The 17,740-nt window shown below is 37.6% G+C and carries 16 protein-coding genes and 1 pseudogene; 9 read left to right on the top strand and 8 right to left on the bottom strand.

Translation table 11 applies throughout. The features are described from left to right. Positions 1 to 291: 291 nt before the first annotated feature. The 3 genes from HWQ36_RS20305 to HWQ36_RS20295 form a co-directional block, all read right to left on the bottom strand. Positions 292 to 1,467: a DNA double-strand break repair nuclease NurA gene (locus HWQ36_RS20305; RefSeq protein ID WP_292705649.1), complete on the bottom strand. Its 1,176-nt coding sequence runs from the start codon at positions 1,465 to 1,467 to the stop codon at positions 292 to 294. Positions 1,468 to 1,703: 236 nt separating this feature from the next. Then, a complete protein-coding gene (locus HWQ36_RS20300; protein ID WP_292705647.1) occupies positions 1,704 to 2,489 on the bottom strand; it encodes an HAD family hydrolase in 786 nt (261 codons plus the stop codon). A gap of 114 nt (positions 2,490 to 2,603) precedes the next feature. Further along, positions 2,604 to 3,197, bottom strand: coding sequence for a Rieske 2Fe-2S domain-containing protein (locus HWQ36_RS20295; RefSeq protein WP_292705645.1), 594 nt, complete (start codon positions 3,195 to 3,197; stop codon positions 2,604 to 2,606). Positions 3,198 to 3,320: 123 nt separating this feature from the next. Between HWQ36_RS20295 and HWQ36_RS20290 the strand changes: the two genes are divergently transcribed. The 5 genes from HWQ36_RS20290 to HWQ36_RS20270 all read left to right on the top strand — a co-directional run bounded on the left by HWQ36_RS20290 (position 3,321) and on the right by HWQ36_RS20270 (position 6,773). After that, positions 3,321 to 3,842, top strand: coding sequence for a hypothetical protein (locus tag HWQ36_RS20290; RefSeq protein ID WP_292705644.1), 522 nt, complete (start codon positions 3,321 to 3,323; stop codon positions 3,840 to 3,842). Positions 3,843 to 4,086: 244 nt separating this feature from the next. After that, positions 4,087 to 4,422: a hypothetical protein gene (locus HWQ36_RS20285; RefSeq protein ID WP_292705642.1), complete on the top strand. Its 336-nt coding sequence runs from the start codon at positions 4,087 to 4,089 to the stop codon at positions 4,420 to 4,422. Between the two features lie 127 nt (positions 4,423 to 4,549). Continuing rightward, positions 4,550 to 5,287, top strand: a complete 738-nt coding sequence (locus HWQ36_RS20280) for a hypothetical protein (RefSeq protein ID WP_292705641.1) — start codon at positions 4,550 to 4,552, stop codon at positions 5,285 to 5,287. A gap of 22 nt (positions 5,288 to 5,309) precedes the next feature. Further along, positions 5,310 to 5,975 carry a prolyl oligopeptidase family serine peptidase gene (locus HWQ36_RS20275; protein WP_292705639.1) on the top strand — a complete coding sequence of 222 codons (666 nt, stop codon included), beginning with the start codon at positions 5,310 to 5,312 and terminating at the stop codon, positions 5,973 to 5,975. A 492-nt stretch (positions 5,976 to 6,467) separates the two neighbouring features. Further along, positions 6,468 to 6,773, top strand: coding sequence for a hypothetical protein (locus tag HWQ36_RS20270; protein WP_292705638.1), 306 nt, complete (start codon positions 6,468 to 6,470; stop codon positions 6,771 to 6,773). 232 nt (positions 6,774 to 7,005) lie between these two features. On the opposite strand, the gene HWQ36_RS20265 is transcribed toward HWQ36_RS20270, so the two are convergent. Further along, entirely contained in the window at positions 7,006 to 8,010 is a 1,005-nt protein-coding gene (locus HWQ36_RS20265) for a serine/threonine-protein kinase (protein WP_292705636.1), read from the bottom strand. Positions 8,011 to 8,663: 653 nt separating this feature from the next. On the opposite strand from HWQ36_RS20265, the gene HWQ36_RS20260 reads away from it, so the two are divergent. Further along, complete coding sequence (locus HWQ36_RS20260; protein WP_292705634.1) at positions 8,664 to 10,097, top strand: hypothetical protein; 1,434 nt, start codon at positions 8,664 to 8,666, stop codon at positions 10,095 to 10,097. A gap of 149 nt (positions 10,098 to 10,246) precedes the next feature. Next, complete coding sequence (locus HWQ36_RS20255) at positions 10,247 to 10,939, top strand: flagellar motor protein (protein WP_292705632.1); 693 nt, start codon at positions 10,247 to 10,249, stop codon at positions 10,937 to 10,939. A 4-nt stretch (positions 10,940 to 10,943) separates the two neighbouring features. Here the strand turns inward: HWQ36_RS20255 and HWQ36_RS20250 are convergent, their stop codons facing one another. After that, a complete protein-coding gene (locus HWQ36_RS20250) occupies positions 10,944 to 12,086 on the bottom strand; it encodes a GTPase domain-containing protein (RefSeq protein ID WP_292705630.1) in 1,143 nt (380 codons plus the stop codon). 237 nt (positions 12,087 to 12,323) lie between these two features. Then, positions 12,324 to 13,499 carry a GTPase gene (locus HWQ36_RS20245; protein ID WP_292705628.1) on the bottom strand — a complete coding sequence of 392 codons (1,176 nt, stop codon included), beginning with the start codon at positions 13,497 to 13,499 and terminating at the stop codon, positions 12,324 to 12,326. A gap of 384 nt (positions 13,500 to 13,883) precedes the next feature. Between HWQ36_RS20245 and HWQ36_RS20240 the strand changes: the two genes are divergently transcribed. Further along, on the top strand, positions 13,884 to 15,239 hold the full coding sequence (locus HWQ36_RS20240; protein WP_292705627.1) for a GTP-binding protein: 1,356 nt from the start codon (positions 13,884 to 13,886) through the stop codon (positions 15,237 to 15,239). 188 nt (positions 15,240 to 15,427) lie between these two features. Next, a complete protein-coding gene (locus tag HWQ36_RS20235; RefSeq protein WP_190935401.1) occupies positions 15,428 to 15,688 on the top strand; it encodes a Calvin cycle protein CP12 in 261 nt (86 codons plus the stop codon). Positions 15,689 to 15,912: 224 nt separating this feature from the next. Here HWQ36_RS20235 and HWQ36_RS20230 read toward each other — a convergent pair whose 3' ends face one another. Both HWQ36_RS20230 and HWQ36_RS20225 read right to left on the bottom strand, forming a co-directional pair. Next, entirely contained in the window at positions 15,913 to 16,731 is an 819-nt protein-coding gene (locus tag HWQ36_RS20230) for a TlyA family RNA methyltransferase (RefSeq protein WP_292705623.1), read from the bottom strand. A 305-nt stretch (positions 16,732 to 17,036) separates the two neighbouring features. Continuing rightward, positions 17,037 to 17,684: pseudogene (locus HWQ36_RS20225) on the bottom strand (class II glutamine amidotransferase); the annotation flags it as partial. Between the last annotated feature and the right edge of the window lie 56 nt (positions 17,685 to 17,740).

The following is a 17,740-nucleotide window of genomic DNA, read 5'->3' as shown; positions in this document are numbered from 1 at the left end:
GGTTCTTGCGTTGGTTTTATGGTACGGCATTAAAATCGCAGTTTTATAGAAAGGTTCAAAAATTTAAAATCCAGTAACAGCAAGAAACACAGGCTATGATTAGATTTTATTTATTATTCGATTCCATAAAATGAACTGAAGAGCCATTTTGATCAAGCTACGATGTGAAATAAGAAGAGGGAGAAAAAAGCGATCGCTGAAGTCTAGACTTAATCCTTCAGTCCTCGCTCATCTGAAAATTTACCATTTCATAAATATCACTAAATACTTGACTGTTTACTATTCCCTGATTTAAGCAATACTGCCGCGCTTTCTGGCTTCTTTGTAGGAAGTTCCGACATTTTTTAAACCAGCTTTAATCATTTGTTGTTCAAGCAAGGCAAAGAAACGCGCTCTATCTCCACCTTTTACCACTGCTTGATTATGGGCTTCTGCGATCGCTACTGGGTAGCCATATCCTTTTTGCACTTGTGCTAACATTAGTCCCAGCGCTTGATCTAGCATGGTTGCATTCTCTGCTACCCATGCGGGAACTTCGATTCGGGCAATTTCGGTGCCAACGTGGACATAGCAAAAATAAATGGTTTGATCGCCGTAGAGTTCGAGAATCGGGGAATTACTGCGCCAAAGGGTACTGCGTTGGCCTGGTTTGAGTCGGGTAGCCCAAACAGAAGTATCTCGCAACTGTTCAAAGATTTTACAAGGGACTTTTTCTAGCTGATTTGGGCAATGACTTTTACAGTCTGGCACTGGATGGGGACAAGCCAACAACCGTAAAAAGTTCATTGTTTCGATGCTGCGAGAGGCGCTAAGATAACCCATCAAGGGAATTTGAGCATCACGCATCTGCTGCCAGGCTTCAAGGATGGGTGGTAAAATGCGATCGCGTGCATCCATGGGTAACTGTTCTAAAAACCAGTAAATTAACGAACCATCTACCATCGCCAATGCTGGTGCTTCTCCCTTTGTCGAACATGCAAGTTCTGCTAAAACCGTTGTTTCTGAAGCAGTGCGGCGGAAACTCATCCATTCCTCGGTTCTAATTCCCCACTGCCGAGACATATATAAATCTTCTGGGCGGTAAAATACTTCTGGCAAACTATCGAGTAGCGGATGGCGGTTTTGTCCGTAGTGCAAGACGACTCTGCCAATATTTAGGAGATAACAGTAAGCAATTTCGTGATGGTTGGGGGCAATTTGGGAACCATCGGTAGCGATGACAGTATGAATTTTTGGGGGAACTGGAATATCGATGCAAGTTTCTAGCGGCTCAATTGGGGTAGCATTAGCAAAGAGAATGCGATCGCGCCATTTTTCCTGGCGATCGATTAAATCTTGTTGAGATTCATAAGCATTTTTTAGATGTTGTTGTGCCAATTCTAAACGCTGGCGACTGGCAGCAGCTTCTAAGGTAAGATGCTGACTTAAGCCCTGCATTTGTCGCGCCAGTTTTGTTAGGTCAAGCATAAATGTAAGTGATAAGTTATGAGTTATGAGTTATGAATTAAAAGTTTTAGTAATTCATTATTATTTATCTACATCTTTATAAATATCTCGCTTCGTTGCCATTTTGCTAGAAAATTAAAATAATTCGTAATTGATAATTACGCTTTAATACTTGCTAACGTAATTCGTAATAAAAGTAAGTTGGGGATTTAGATCACTTACGAATTACGAATTACGAATTACGAATTACGAATTAGTTAAAGCCAAGCAGAGAAATCTCTGGCAAACTGAGATAGTGATAACAACTGAATTTGCGGATCATTTTGGGACACTTCCCTTTCTGCTTGGGTATTATAGCCCCAGTCTGCAAGGAACAGTTTCACATCTTCAAGGTCTGTTTGCTGTTGGACTAACTGCAATGTCTTGAGTCTATCTTCTACAAACCAGAGACTAACTGGCTTGTTTTCTACTTCTTGCTTTAACTCTCGCAAAATTTCATATTTGAGACGCTTGACTTCTTTCCCAAAAATTGCTCCTGTTGGTAAATTCAATCCTTCTTGTTGTAACAACTGCTGTACAAAACGCCCTTCTTTAGTTGTCACAATGTATAGTTTAACTCCATTGTCAAGAGTTAATTTAAGTTTTTCTACTATACCCGGATAAAATCTATGTAGACTTAGCCAACTATCTAAATCGGTGGTAATCCATTCATCCCGTTGGTTATCTAGTTTCGCAGCAATTTCTCTTGCTTGTAGCTGGTCATTTAACAAAAGTTTTGGGGCGATGCTTAACCATTCATGAAGAATTTTCTGATCAGGAATTCCATCTACTAGCGCTTTGATTAAAACGGGCATTTCCCAACCTGTTTCAATTACAGGGCGTAGGCGATAGAATCTCAAAGCTAAATCATCGGCTGGTGTGTCGTTAGCTGGCGACCAAATTTCACAGTAGGTACGCCACGCTACCTCAAAATATTCAATTAGTCCGTCGCAAATCACTCCATCAAAGTCCAGGGCTAAAATCGTGGGACTACTTGCGGTCATTGTTTTGAGGATTAAAACTGCTGTTGTCAGCTTACCCGACAAATTTAAATTATGCAGTAGTTTTTGTTAGTCTTTTAGAATTTATAACTTGCTCAAAAAGTATGGTGGGATTGTCTAATCTAATTTGATATTGGTAGCTGAACGAGGATCTACAGCAGGTTTGTGATCGACTAAACGAACTTGGTTTTGCTTGACTACTACAGTTATCAGTGGTAAAGAACGCTTTGCTGGACCATGAATGACTCGACCCTGAGAATCATATTGAGATCCATGACAAGGACAAATAAAGTGATTCTTCTCAAGATCCCACTGAACTGTACATCCTAAATGGGTACAAGTTGGATTGATAGCGTATTCAGCAATCTTTGGCCCGTCTTGAATGATGAGATAATCAACGCTTTTGTCTGGCAAGCCTTTTACGAGAATCGGAATTCCAGGCTTTGCGGTTGTTAATAGTGTATTGGTTTCAATTTGCTTGCCGTCTTTATCCAGTGCCACAGATCCGGGAAGATAATTTTCACAGCGTGAATTCTTTGGATACAGTGAGCAAAGGGTTTCTAGACTGATCTCACGGCCTTGGCTGACTTTGGGGAATAGATACCCCATCGCTACTGATGCAGCTGTACCACCTAGCGTGTAGGTTAAGAAATCCCGGCGCGTTTTTATCCTAGCTGGAATTTTGCCATTGGTAGAAGAATTTTCTTTCATGACCCGATTTACCAAGAAAGGTCTACTAATATAGTACGGCGCGATCGCTCCCATCAAAAATCAGATCGTCATCTTTGTCACATTTATTCTTATAGATTGGGAATTATACATAATAGATTTTAATTGATCAAAGATATTATGCGATCGCAACACGAACCACAGGTTTTTTCTGCTGTAATTCAAAATTCAATAATGACAGGAGAGATTTTGTGTGAAATATCTAATAATTACCTGATAACCAAAACTTCTCTGATGCCCGATCTCTCCTGGGACAATCTTCGTATTCCAGAAATTAGCATTTATGGAATGACAATTATCGGTTTTCCTCATCTCCGAAAAGAGACTTACGATAATTGGATATCTATCAACAACCAACCTTCGTTTTTAACTCCATTGATGACAAATTCTCAAGTAACTCTGGTTTCTAAGGAAGAGTTGCAAAAACTAGGAAACGGGACTGATTATTCGTGGTCTATGATATATACCTTGACTCGTCCAGGATTTTCTCAGGATTTTTCGCAGGCATTAATTCAAATAACTGGCTACTGTGCAGCAATTCCATGTAGCTATGGGAATTTGCTGTATTTGGAAAGCACTGGCGACCAATGGCAGGTCAAGTCATCCTATGGTCTGTATAATCAATAGCAACAATCTATTTTTGATTCATACTTGGCATTAACTTTCTATGTTTGCGACTAAATTTGTAAAAGTATTGGGAAAAATATCCGCCATTTGAACCAAAGAAGTAAATTTATCTAAGCGAATATCTAACTTAAGAGGTGTTTTGCTCAAATGAACTCTCAAAGTCTCTCCAGAGAAAGAACTCTTTATACCTTCAATTTTTTAAAGTGTTATTAGTAAAACTACATCGTTTAAGACCTGAAAAACCATGACTGAGAATAATCAAGAAAATCAAATTAATCAACCAGTGAGCGAAGATTCGCATTCTAGTGAAGAACCGAATGTCAACGAAAGAAACTTAACTGCAAATCCGGGAGATAGAATTGCTGATGAGTCTCAATCTGTTGAAGAAAAGGCTCAACAGGTAGCTGTTGATGATGCACCAGACATTACAGGTGACAGAATTACAGTCCCGACTTACTTCGTTGTAGATGAACCCGACGGCGAAAAGAAGGCACTACACCACGTTAAAGATGCTGAAGAGATTTCTGACGTAATTCGGCAGGCACGAGTTGACGAAAATGGAAATCGAATTTGGTGGTAGTCGTTCATTCAAGAGATACGGGGACGCAGAGAGTTATTTCTTTGTGTCCTCGTATCTGTATTGTTTGCTCAAGTTACTCTATTAATGACGCAATCAAAATCTGGAAATGTTACCAGGATAAAGGCTAATGGCAAATGTGACAAGTAACAAAGAATTAATATATTGGAGTACACCAGAAATTAAAAATAAAATTTTAGAACTTGTTAAAGGTCGCAATTTAGAGTCGCTAAAAGCCAAAGTAGAATTTTATAAAAATGAATTAGCACCATATTTTGCAGAGTTGAGCCGACGTAATCCCTTTAGTAAGGTTGCAGATCAAGTGGCGATCGTCACGGGAGTATGGATACCAATATGGTCTACTATCCCTTTTCAAGATATTTTACCTGGTAGGATACACGAGCAGTCTTACCAAATTTTTCATCATGATGGTTACTATGCAAATATTGCCCGTTATGCACCAGGACATCAGTCTGGTTTTTGGCAAAAATTTGTATCAAAATTACCAGCTTATGACTTAATGTTGTTACAAAAATATTCAGTTAGAGATGAGCAGTGGGATATTAAAAATGTTGGGATATTCCAAGCATTGAAAAATAGAGAAATTCCGTTGACTATTGACGATGCAGACGAGTGGTTTACGACAACAGTAAAATCTAAATTTACAAAGACATTACCAAATATAGATTTACAGCCAGAACTTATATTAAAAGATATGAACAGAAATACTGTCAAAAAATTTGAAAAAGTTTACTTAGCTACTTCTTTTTTAGAGCATCTATATATAGATAATGATTTTCGTTTAGTTAAGAGTCAACGAGAAGCAACACAGCGTCCAAGTTATACAATAGCTATTCGTAGACGTTAAACTAACAGAATTTTTTTATTTTATGCCGCCAGTACAACAACAAATTACTTCTACCGACAGCTATAACTATCTGCTATTCTTGCCCGATGGACTGCACCAAGACGGAAGTCGCAACGAAACACAACAGCCACTGCCAACAATTCTATGTTTACACGGTTCGGGTGAGCGAGGCTCTTACTTAAATCATGTGAAAAAGCACGGTGTCGCCAAGGTTGTAGAACAACAGCCTGATTTTCCCTTCATTGTCATTTCTCCCCAATGTCCGCGTGGTGAATATTGGAATATAGAGCGATTAAGCACCCTTCTGGATGAGGTTATTGCATCCTATTCTGTTGATCTAGATCGGGTTTACCTGACCGGTTTAAGCATGGGTGGTTACGGAACCTGGCATTTAGCAGCAGCACAGCCAGAACGATTTGCGGCGATCGCGCCTATCTGTGGCGGTGGTAATCCAGCCCAAGTACATAAACTGAAAAACCTTCCTGTGTGGGCATTTCACGGAGCAAAAGATCGTGTTGTTCCCTTAAGCGAGTCTGAAATCATGGTTTCTGCACTCAAAGCCCACGATGGAAATGTGAAATTTACAGTTTATCCAGAAGCCGATCACGACTCATGGACGCAGACATACAATAATCCAGAGTTGTATGAGTGGTTTTTACAACATCGGCGACAGCCAACTGGAGATTAAAGATATTTTTTTCTGAATTGGTTTAACAGTCATCCTCCAAGCATAAAAAAGAATTAACGCTACTTCTATACTGCCAGCATGACTCAAAATTTTGCTAACCTGAGTAGCGAGTCCAAAATAATGGTAAAAAGCTGCGACGAGAGGTAAGATGTCCACTTTACCTAGAATGCGATCGCAATACAATAATCCAGTGAGTTAAATTTGCCACGATTTACTCAAGGGCGATTGCCATAACTTCAACATATTTTCATGAAAAATATTTTTTAGTGCCCATAGATTAAAACTTCTAACAAGTCGTCACTTGCACCTTTGACATCAGAGTATATAAATTCAATAATGTTCTTACGTAAAAATCCGTAGTCATATAGGATTCCATTTGATTTTTGCTAAATATATTGAGAACTAAAACCCGATCTGGCTTGCTCTCAGTCAGCTTGGCTTTGACAAATCAAATGAGATTGCTATATAAACCGGCATAAATAGGGTTGCATTATGCTTTTCTCGAATTCAAAAACTAACTTAAAAACTCGCCAAAAAAATAATAAAATAGGTACAGTTTTTTGGACTCATACTAACGTTGTGCTACTCACTGGATATTTAATAATTGTACCAATTTGTACATTGACAACTTTATCCTTATTATTGCCCTTATTCACTGCTAGTTTATTCGCTTCCACTGGAACCTCGCACTACTCTACATCGATTCCTTGGATAGATGATGCCTCTGAATGTGAACATACTGGGAGAAATTGGCGCGATCGCAAGTGTTGGGATAATCAACACGATCCCATGTTCTGAATAGATAAGTAAGTCAAAAGTTCAAAGTCAAAAGAATCAAACTGAGTCCCATTAACAAATTTACAATAGTAGGTTGCGTAGGTTAGGTTTCGTTGCTCAACCTAACCTACGCAGAAACCGTTCACAGGATTTGAAACGCTACAGTCAAAAATGGGTTAGAAAAGATCAATCGAACATCAAAACACTCCACACCACCTGAATCCTTACAAATATTCTTGAAAGCGATCGCAACTTAGCTTAGTAGTTCACTAGATATGGCTTTTTTGTAGGGTTTTGTTTCTTTTATAGTAGGTATTATACCAGCCGCAGCACAAATTGCATATATAGATACAACTACCATTACGGCTGCTGCAATTCTGTCAGTAATTTGTGATTGCGAGGTTGGATGATTAATTTGAAGTGAGGGAATTACTTGAGTTATTTGTGAAGATGATGAATTTCTGATATTTTTTAATTCACTTAAAACTTCTTCTACTTTTTGATATCTATATTCATACAATGGCTTAATCATTTTGGACAAAATTCTTTTTAATTCAGGGCTAATATTTGCGAGATTTTCACATGTAATTTCTCCATTGCGATCTGTTGGCAAATTATTACTTGTGATTGCAGCGATCGCTGTTACCCCCAGTGCATATATATCGCTACATAATTTAGCTTCACCACCCTTTTGTTCGGGAGGTGTATAATCTCCTGAAGAAATGACAGTGGGTGGTGTTTGAGATTGCATACACTTCGTTTGAGCAAAATACTTTACACCACCATAATCTATCAATACCAACTTATCATCATTTTTTCTTCTGATTATATTTACGGGTTTAATATCACGATGAATAATTTTTTTAGGTAGATTATGAATATATTTTAATATTTCCAATATTTCATTTAATAAACATATTATTTCTTCTTCATTATATTTTTTTCCTGATGTTATTTCTTCCTCAAGAGTCACTCCTGGAATATATTCTTGAATTAAATAAAGTTCTTGGTTAACTTTTAAATATTCAATAAACTCGGGAATTTGGGAATGATTTAACTCTTTCATCGTCTCAACTTCCCGTTCAAAAAGCTCTTCGACTTTAGAAAACATTGAGTTGTTTCTAGCGAATGTAAGATTTTTTGCAGCATATTGACCGTTGTTAGTCAAATCTCTGACTAAATAAGTACAGCCAAAACCACCTTTACCAAGAGTTTCTATGACTTTATAACGTCCGTTAATATAATCGCCAGTATTCATCTAGCACCCCTTAGAAGAATATCTTTGTTAATAAGCAGAGATTAGTGAGATTATTTTTGGCTCTATTGAGAATATGAAAATTTTATTGACATAATGCAGCCACCCTGCGGCAAAATCAAGAGCTATATAATTTTGTCTTTTGGTACTAGTATATACCATTCATAGGTCTTTTCTGTTACATAGTAAATATATAGGATAAGAGTATTTTTTGACTTTTCAAATACAAATACAGATAGAATGTATAAGATTAAGCCCGTATTATACTAATATATAATGTTACGGTTACACATCTACAAGAATACTAAGATTTTTTACTAATTATTTAGGACTGCTAAAGATATAGAAGTATTCTACTTAGCGTATTTATACTGCAACAAGATGTTGCAATACTATCCAAAATGGCAGAATTAAGTTTTGTTATGAAAAAATACATACTTTTTAGTAATGTGATTTGGGAGCAATTGTCAATCACAAAAGTCTAGTTAATAAATTCTTATATAATTTAACAACGTGTTACTTATAGCCAAAAATATTTATAAATTATCTGGAATTTACTTCACAAATGAATTGCCACTTGTGTTCTGATAAACGTTGTAAGTGTTGTAAAATTAAAAACATATTTTTATCTACCAACAAAATTCTGAGGTTATCTGGTGATCAATCAACCCGCATTTCGTAATTTTTTAAAAAATAGTTTATACACAAGCTTAACTTTCTGCATTTTATTATTTATTGGTTTATGGGGAATTTTAAAATTAACTTGGTATAGTTCACTCTTAGTAAGTTTATTTGGTTTTTTGTCTCTGAAATGGACTCTAGAAGGAGCCATTTTAAAATCTAAACTAACTGAAGATATTGGAGAAATTAAAAAGACTATTAATAAAGAACTTCGCACTGAACTTGATTTTCTTTTTCCAGAAAAAGAAAAACATAACTTAATTAATAAAATATTATTTATAGAAAATTTATATAGCAAAAATAATAAAGCTCAAAAATGGGAAAAAGAAAAACGTTATTATCAATCGCTCCCGAATATCCTTATATCTATTGGTTTAAGTGGTACATTTTTGGGAATAACAATAAATTTATTTTCCATGAGTACAAAAATTTCTGGTAAATTTAATTTAGAAAAGGTTTTACCAGAAATTATCGGCTCAATGGCAATTGCCTTTGTCAGTAGCTTGATTGCGCTATCTTTGAGTTTAGTATTGATCAGACGATATCCATCTTATGAATTAGATATAGCTAAGGATCAACTTTTTATCAGTTTAGAATTTGAGCTTGAAAAGACTATTATTGAAAAACAAAAATATCTGGATTTGAATGAAAAGTTTGATAACCTAGTTGAGGCTATAGATACTTACTCTCAAAGTTTGAGCCAATTTATCATAACCCTACCTCAACTTAATCAACAATTTCAAGATACTGTAAAACAATCTACTAGTAATTTTAAAGATATAGCCGATAAATCTTCACAGATCATAAAAGATGATACCAAAATTTTCACTAATACAACTGCAATTTTACAGAATGCAGCGAGTAATCTAACACAATTAACTACCAAATTGGCGGGGTTGACAACTATTTATTCGGACATAGTGAATTCTCTGCAAGATACAAAAGAAAGTCTTGAAAGTACAACAAATTCATTAAATTTCTCTACAAACTCATTAAATAATTCTACAGATGAAAATGGGCGATTCGTTGCTGCTGTATCGAATATTACCAATCGGATAGACAAACTAATTGACACTAATAGACAAAGTATAAGTCAGATAGCCGATCAGCTTCAGCAAAATATTAATACGCTTTCAGGAACAACACAATCTTTTAGCCAAAATACATCTCAAATTACTAATCAGCTTCAGAAAGATATTCAGACTCTTGCAGGAACAACACAATCTTTTAGTACCAATACATCTCAGATAACAGGAACACTAAATAGATATACGACAGAAGTGCAAAATCAAAACGGTCAATTGCAAAATGTTTCTGGTCAAATAGCAAAATATGTCAAAGAAATCAACCAAATTCAAAGCGATTTTAATTCTCTATTGCAATTATTAAGATCCTCTCAAAATCCTTAATTAGTGGACTTTAACTCCGATTCCTACCTTTATTCAGGGGAGCCAGCGCGGTCTTGGGGTCTCCCAAGTGGAGCGACTGGCCTGGGTTAGTGGGGATCTAAAAGTGCCTAAAGTCACAGTGAAACACTTTTTAAACAACCTCTAATAATATGCGGAGAAAAGATAGAAATCCGGTTAGTGATACATTCAATATTTGGGCCGCTTTCACAGATTTAATGTCTAATGCTTTCCTTGTTATTACACTGTTATTATTGCTAGTAATCAATTCTGTTGCAACTCATAACTCTTACCCTAATTCGGCTAATAACGATAAATCAGCAATAGTTACCATTTCAGGAAAAGAATATAAATTTGCTTCAGCTAAGGCAGATTTACCAGCAAATTTGCAGAAGGATATTCTTGATGAAAATGGTGAAAATGGGAAAAAATTAAATGAAATTTTAGGTAAGATTAATCAACTCGTAAACGCTAATAAAAAGGTTGAAGTAATCGAAGTTATCGGTCATACTGATGGTCGGGAGGTTGGCAGATTAAATTGCAATAATAGACAAGGGAGTAATTTAGATAAACATTTAGAAAAGGTAGCGCAAAATCGAGAAAATATTAGCATTCTTTGTCCAGGATCGAATGCTGATTTGGGTTTAATGCGAGCTTTAGCAGTAATCAAGGAACTTCAAAAAGCTCAAAATAAAACGAAAGATCAACGTTTCAAAAAGCTACAATGGAGGGCTTATTCTGCTGCTCAATTGCTGTTACCAGATAATAGAGGATTTGCTTTACCTGACAAAACTGATAAAGTGGAGCGTCGGCGAATTGAGATTCGCTTTGCACAGCTTGATTAAATAATTATTTATTAATAAATATATTTTTAAAGTTAGCTAAATCTTCTTTGGTTTTAATAGCTATATCAGTATATTTTTCAAATTCTTGCTTAAGAACTGTAGTTAAGAAACTATTAATAGTTGCTGTATCATTGGGATCTATATGAGCCTTAGCCATTGCTTCAAAAGCAGATGTATAAGCTAATCCCAAAACAACAATGTATGTTGCAGATGTTCCTGCAGCAACTAAACTACCCACAATAGGTATCAAACTTCTTAAAATGTCTAAACCTAATGTAGTTCCAGCAAAGCGTAGTGCTGATTCTGTAGGTGTACCTTGATAAATTCGTGATAAAAATTCTCTAGCTTTCCCAAATCCATAGATAGATGCAATGGAAATACTAAGAGATGCTTGTACTGCTAAAGTTGTTCCTGTGGTTGCACCAGGGATAGGAATCCAAGCACTACCAAAACTGGCTGTTGCTGCTGTGACAATTAACTTCCAGGCTAGTTCTCGTTTTGACTTCAAATTCACAATTTGTGCCATTCTCACAGCATCTGCATAAATTGCTGGTAAATGCTCAATGCTTTTAGCGACAAGTTCTTCTAATCCAAATGTTTCAGAAATAGGTTTACCTTTAAAGATGAGAGGAGATGCGGCTATTTCAATTAAATCTGATTCTGGTGTAATTCCGAAGTCTGCTAATATATTTTTGACGCTTTTAATTTCTTCCGCACTAGCGCGATCGCACTGAGAAATAACAATAATTAGAGGTATCTTGCGTTTGCGAAGTTGATTAATAATATTAATTTCAAAAAATTCAACCCTAGCTGATGCTGCATTGATTAGATACCAAACTAGATGAATCTGTTCTTCAATACCTAACTTCTCTTTTGTTTGCAAAAATTCTATAATATTTTCAACAAAAGTCTTACCTTCACTTAACTGATAGCCAGCTGAATCGTAGATATTAACAATACTGTTACTATAATAATTAAAAGATTTGGTTACAGGCAAACCCGCGCCAACCTTAGCTGGTTCTTTACCAAATACAGCATTAATAAGACTACTTTTACCAGCCCCTATAGCTCCCATTACGAGAATATTCGGAGACTTGATGTCTCCCATGATACTTGCTACAGCTTTCGTAACAGTTTCTTCTGCCATGAGTTGCTGGTTGGGTGAGGTGAAACGTTTTGAATGGTTTAATATAATCTTACCAAATAATTGAGAATTAGTAGAGTGTGATTTATTACAATCCTCTGAAATATGTAAGGATTGAGAACTACAAATAGCAGAATGCCCAAATATTTAGGTTATTTTATTTTTCCCAAATGGTTTAGGATGGATGCCTATAAGGATTATATATTTCTACTAATTTTCATTCGAGGCAAGCATTAAATTTTAAGAAGGGTTAAGAAAATTATGTTCCACAATCTTTAATTCTTCAGGAGAATTAATCCGAAAGAGGGTGTATTTTGCAAATTCTTGCTGGAAATTCGCTTGTAAATATTGTTTAATTTCTTCTTTTCCTTTGCCTTGAAGATTATCTTTTGCCATTTTTTCAAATACAGCCGTACAAGTACGTCCAAAAGCGACAATATAGGAGGCGGATGCAGCTGCTGTCAGCACGCTACCCGGTGGAAAAAATAGTCCAAATACATCTCCAAGTGCAGTCGATATTAATGTATTCAATGTTGCCACCGTACCGATGTTTACAATAAATTCGGTAACTTCTTTATAACCGTAGATAGAGGCAATACCAATGCACAAACTAATTTGAGAAGTCAAAAGAGTAGCAGAATTTGGTACTGGTGTAAAACCTGCGCCAAAGCAAGTCATTGCGGCTGTAGATATGTATTTCCAAACAATTTCTCTTTTATCTTTTAAATTAACCATTTGCATGGCAATCAACGCCTCTGTGTAAATGTCTGGTAAGAGTTCAATAGTTTTATCCAGTAGTTCATTCAAACCAAAAGGCTCGCAAATAGGCTTGTTAGTTTTGGGAAGTATTAATGGAGATGCGGCTATTTGTAGGATATCGTAGACTTTCGCTAGTTCAAAATCACGTAATGCTTTTTCCACCCCTTCAATCTCGTTGTCACTAGCGCGATCGCATTGAGATAGCACAATGATCGCTGGAATCTTCTGGGAATTAATTTTGTCAATGATTTCTTTCTCAAAAGGCTCTACTCTAGCTGATGCAGCGTTGACAATATACCAGACAAGATGAATTTGTGAATTAAATCCCTCTTGTTGTTTTTGTTCCTTAATAGCCTTTTTCTGCTTTTCTGCTAAAAAATCTGAGACAGTTTTGACAAACTTTTCTTCTTTACCTGCTTGAAACCCAGGTGAATCATATATCACTACAGGTGCAGGGATCTGAGATTTTTTTGGAGGATAGCGATGAAACTTTGGAGTGATAGACAAGCCAGTGCCCGTTGGGGCTAAATTAGCTCCAAAAACTGAATTTATAATTGTGCTTTTTCCTACTCCTGTTCTACCAATAACAGCTATGTTGGGTACTTTAAATTTACCCATTTGTTTCTTTAGTTCTTCAGTTATGAACTCTTCTGGCATATACAGTAATTTCGATAAAGTTTGGCTATTTTCTCACTTTATCACTTAGCTGATATTTAATGACACTGGCAGTTCAGTACGCTGGATCTATGAAAATCTCTCTTCCCCAATCCCGCTCTGTGACATTCTGATTTGTACCAAGTTTTAACCGATCGTCTTATTAGAGATAGCAATATTGTCGATTTAGAGTCATAGTCCAAGAACTTTAGGGATATAAGTAAGATAGAGATACTCTCTTTTCCCTGAGAGAATGAGCATTAGTTGAGCATAGTTACTAAGTATGAAAATATACTAAAAATAATTATTCTGCTCAAATTCTGAAAGTAGCTCTTTGAAGTATTGTTTGAGCATTTTCGAGACAACAAGGTCTGAAGTATTGGTATTATGTCGGTTTATCGTAATCTGCAAGAAACCCACTTAAATCGTGCCCGCGCTAGTCTCAGACAAGCGCTGTCTTGGTATGGATATCTCCGCAAATCAGGACAGTTGTCATCTAACCCGGAATTGGCAGGTTTGTTGAAACCGGAATTGGAAGCTTTGAACTCTACACTCAATAAGCTGGATTCTAACGTGATTAGAATTGCCGCTTTTGGTTTGGTGAGTCGTGGTAAGTCAGCAGTTTTAAATGCTTTACTGGGAGACAAAATTCTGCAAACTGGGCCTCTAAACGGTGTCACTCAATGGCCCCGTTCGGTGCGTTGGCAGCCAGGAGGTAAGGTACTAGTAGAGTTAATTGATACCCCAGGATTAGATGAAATTGAGGGTGAGTCACGGGCGGATATGGCACGAGAAGTTGTGCATCAGGCGGATTTGATTTTGTTTGTCGTGTCTGGTGATATCACGCGCACGGAGTATCAGGCGCTGCTGGAATTGCGGCGATCGCAAAAACCCCTGATTTTAGTATTTAACAAAATAGACCTTTACCCAGATACAGACCAGGGAGCGATTTATGAAAATTTACAACAACTAGGTGCTGGGCATCCTCAAGCAAAGCCTCTATTACCTGATGAAATTGTCATGGTGGCGGCGGAACCAGCAGCAATGGAAGTGCGGGTAGAGTGGCCTGATGGGCGTGTCAGTTATGAATGGGAGACACCACCACCGCAAGTAGACGAACTCAAAGAGACAATTCTGAACATTCTGAATCGGGAAGGGCGATCGCTTCTGGCTTTAAATGCCCTCATCCAAGCACGGGATGCAGAAGCCGCGATCGCTCAAAAAACCATCGATTTACGCGAACAAGAAGCTGAAAATATCATTTGGCAATTTACCAAATACAAAGCTTTGGCAGTAATGCTCAATCCCATCGCCTTCTTAGATATCCTTGGCGGAACTGTTGCCGATTTAGCTTTAATTCGCGCTCTAGCTAGATTATATGGTTTGCCAATGACTAGCTATGAAGCCGGAAAAATTTTAAAAACGATTTTATTTAGTTCTGGTGGCTTGCTACTGGGAGAATTAGGTAGTAGTTTTGTTCTAGGTTTAGGTAAAAGTACTGCTGCAATAACCAGTGGTGATAATCCTAGCAATATTACTGCTTTTGCTGGCAGTGCGATCGCTCAAGCTGGTATCGCTGGTTATGGTGCATACTCCGTTGGCAAAGCTGCTCAGGTGTATCTCGAAAAGGGCTGCACTTGGGGACAGTTGGGCGCTAGCAGTGTCATTCAAGAAATTCTCTCTCAAGTCGATCACAATACAATTCTGTATCGTTTGCGACAAGAGTTAGGCATAAAATATTGAGAATAAATAAATTTTGTTAAGCATTTCTTACCGTTTACAAGTGTTTATGAACTTCTATCAAGCTCTTCTGACAATTGACTGACATTCTGAATTTGGGATGCAAGATTGAGGAAACAGGTTACAGGGAAAAGGTTATAGAAAAAACTATCCCCTATTATCTATCTGCATAAATTAAAGGTAAAAGGATCATGACAACTACCCTAAACTCATTTGAAACTGCTGGTGCAGCAAATCTTGAAGAAGCCATTACTGAAGCCATTACTGAAGCTCGCACAACTTGTGAGCTAAATGGCAGTGATTCTGCTAATTGTGCCGTAGCCTGGGACATTGTGGAAGAATTGCAAGCTGAGAAAGCCGATCAACAGCAAGCAAAAGCAAAGAAAAACTCTTTAGAAAACTATTGCGATCGCCATCCGGCTTCCGTAGAATGTTTAATCTACGACGTTTAATAAGAAAGAATTCAGAAAAGCCGGGCGACTAGAAGTCGCGGCTACACAAACAAAACCCACCTGCGTGGGTTAAAAACCTTGATTTTGTATTAGTCCACAGAGGTGGACTTGGTTTGTGTAGTAGCGTTCGCGTCAGCGTGCCGGAGGCTCTATTCTATTCGCCCAATACTTTTCAAAAATCCTCTAAGTCCCCCACTAATTTATTCTGAATTCTGCATTCTTCTTTAACTTTTTCGTAAATCAGTTGTTGCTGATTGTGTTATTTGCTTAATTGCCTCTAAATCAGGTAATGGTATTTCACTTTCCATTCCCAACCACAAAAGATATTCGATATTCCCAGCCGGGCCAGTGATCGGCGACCAAGTTAAGCCTTTGTATTTCCATCCTAATCCGTGGGCTGCTTGCAACACCTGGAAAATAGCATCAGCTTGGTCGTTTGGATCTCGTACAACACCTTTTTTACCCACACGGGATCTGCCAACTTCAAACTGTGGCTTGACTAACAACACAGCTTCTCGATTAGCTTGAGTTAGTTGCCACAAAGCAGGCAGAATCTTAGTTAAAGAAATAAACGATACATCAACCACCGCTAAATCAGGAATCGGATCGTTTTCGCTATATAACTCATCTGGTCGTAGTTGGCGTAAATTGGTGCGTTCCCGCAAAATCACCCGCGAATCATTTCGCAACCGCCAGTCAACTTGTCCGTAACCAACATCAATACCGTAAACTTGTTTTGCTCCAGCTTGCAAGAGACAATCAGTAAAACCACCAGTAGAAATCCCACCATCTAAACAAATTCGCTCTGTTACAGGGATGGCAAATACTGACAAAGCTTTGGAGAGTTTTTCACCGCCTCTAGACACAAAAGGCGATCGCTCCTTAATATTTATTTGAGCCGCAATATCAACTTCTGTACCAGGCTTATCAACTAGCTGCTGATTAACAGTCACTTCCCCCGCCTGAATTAGCCTTTGTGCCAAGGCGCGAGAAGAACATAAATTTAGCTCTACTAATAGTGTGTCGAGTCGCTGTTTAGCCAATTAACTAGACTCTCCTGGTAAGATAATAATTCGTAATTCGTAATACTTCGGCTACGCTCAGTACAAGTTCGTAATTCGTAATTAAGTTTTGCATTAGCGAGTCCGCGAGCGTCTTTCGTAATTCGTAATTCGTATGGGGAAAAGGGAAAGAAAAAACCTTTAACCCTTCCCCTTTAACCTTTTTCCCAAACCAGATTCTGAGTTCAAAATGCTTAACTGAGTAGTATAGAAACCCATCTAGAAAGTATCTAAATGGGAAAATTTCTGGTGAATTTTTGAATTCGCCAACAAGCTCGCATTTTTAGCTAAATACATATTTTCAGTGGTAGCCCATCCTGAAAAACTAGTAATTCTCCCGGTTGGATTTGTGTCCAAACTTCGTTGTCAGTGAGGGGAGTAGTAGCAATAACAGCAACGCGATCGCGTTCGGTAGTTACTTCCCGAAAATCTACGGTCATATCTTGATCGATCAAATGGGCAGCTGCAAAGGGCGCTTGGCGGACAATGTAGCTGAGGTTAGTTGAACAATGAGCAAAAAAGTGTTCTCCATCGGATAATAGGTAATTGAATATACCTATTTTTGCAATTGCGTCACTAATTTGTTTTAGCACACGATACAGTTTCTTGATGTCAGGTTTACCATCAGGAAAGCGCGATCGCAATGTTTCTAGCATCATACAGAATGCTTTTTCACTATCTGTATCACCTACGGCTTGATAAAAGCCCAAATTTTCTGGATCAAAATTTGGCAAATTACCGTTGTGAGCAAATACCCAATATTGACCCCACAATTCTCTGCGGAAAGGATGGCAGTTGTGTAGGGCAACTTCACCCTGAGTAGCTTTACGGATATGGGCTATGACATGGGTTGAGTGGATGGGATAACTCCGCACCAACTCCGCTACTGGAGAAGCAACAGAAGGTTGGGCATCTAAAAACATCCGACATCCCTTTGGTTGAGTCGATGGGGGATATTATTCCCCGCACCTCTCAGTTAAATCTGGGCGTG

Origin of the sequence: Nostoc sp. NMS2 (assembly GCF_017115105.1) — a bacterium.
Classification (GTDB): domain Bacteria; phylum Cyanobacteriota; class Cyanobacteriia; order Cyanobacteriales; family Nostocaceae; genus Nostoc.
Note: the sequence above shows the minus strand (reverse complement) of the source record. Positions and strands in the feature narration are given on the sequence as shown.

Coding starts and splice junctions, on each gene's coding strand:
- HWQ36_RS20255 (WP_292705632.1), top strand. CDS start 10,247: ATGCGGAGAAAAGATAGAAATCCGGTTAGTGATACATTCAATATTTGG.
- HWQ36_RS20240 (WP_292705627.1), top strand. CDS start 13,884: ATGTCGGTTTATCGTAATCTGCAAGAAACCCACTTAAATCGTGCCCGC.
- HWQ36_RS20265 (WP_292705636.1), bottom strand. CDS start 8,010: ATGAATACTGGCGATTATATTAACGGACGTTATAAAGTCATAGAAACT.
- HWQ36_RS20245 (WP_292705628.1), bottom strand. CDS start 13,499: ATGCCAGAAGAGTTCATAACTGAAGAACTAAAGAAACAAATGGGTAAA.
- HWQ36_RS20235 (WP_190935401.1), top strand. CDS start 15,428: ATGACAACTACCCTAAACTCATTTGAAACTGCTGGTGCAGCAAATCTT.
- HWQ36_RS20280 (WP_292705641.1), top strand. CDS start 4,550: ATGGCAAATGTGACAAGTAACAAAGAATTAATATATTGGAGTACACCA.
- HWQ36_RS20305 (WP_292705649.1), bottom strand. CDS start 1,467: ATGCTTGACCTAACAAAACTGGCGCGACAAATGCAGGGCTTAAGTCAG.
- HWQ36_RS20285 (WP_292705642.1), top strand. CDS start 4,087: ATGACTGAGAATAATCAAGAAAATCAAATTAATCAACCAGTGAGCGAA.
- HWQ36_RS20300 (WP_292705647.1), bottom strand. CDS start 2,489: ATGACCGCAAGTAGTCCCACGATTTTAGCCCTGGACTTTGATGGAGTG.
- HWQ36_RS20250 (WP_292705630.1), bottom strand. CDS start 12,086: ATGGCAGAAGAAACTGTTACGAAAGCTGTAGCAAGTATCATGGGAGAC.
- HWQ36_RS20270 (WP_292705638.1), top strand. CDS start 6,468: ATGCTTTTCTCGAATTCAAAAACTAACTTAAAAACTCGCCAAAAAAAT.
- HWQ36_RS20275 (WP_292705639.1), top strand. CDS start 5,310: ATGCCGCCAGTACAACAACAAATTACTTCTACCGACAGCTATAACTAT.
- HWQ36_RS20295 (WP_292705645.1), bottom strand. CDS start 3,197: ATGAAAGAAAATTCTTCTACCAATGGCAAAATTCCAGCTAGGATAAAA.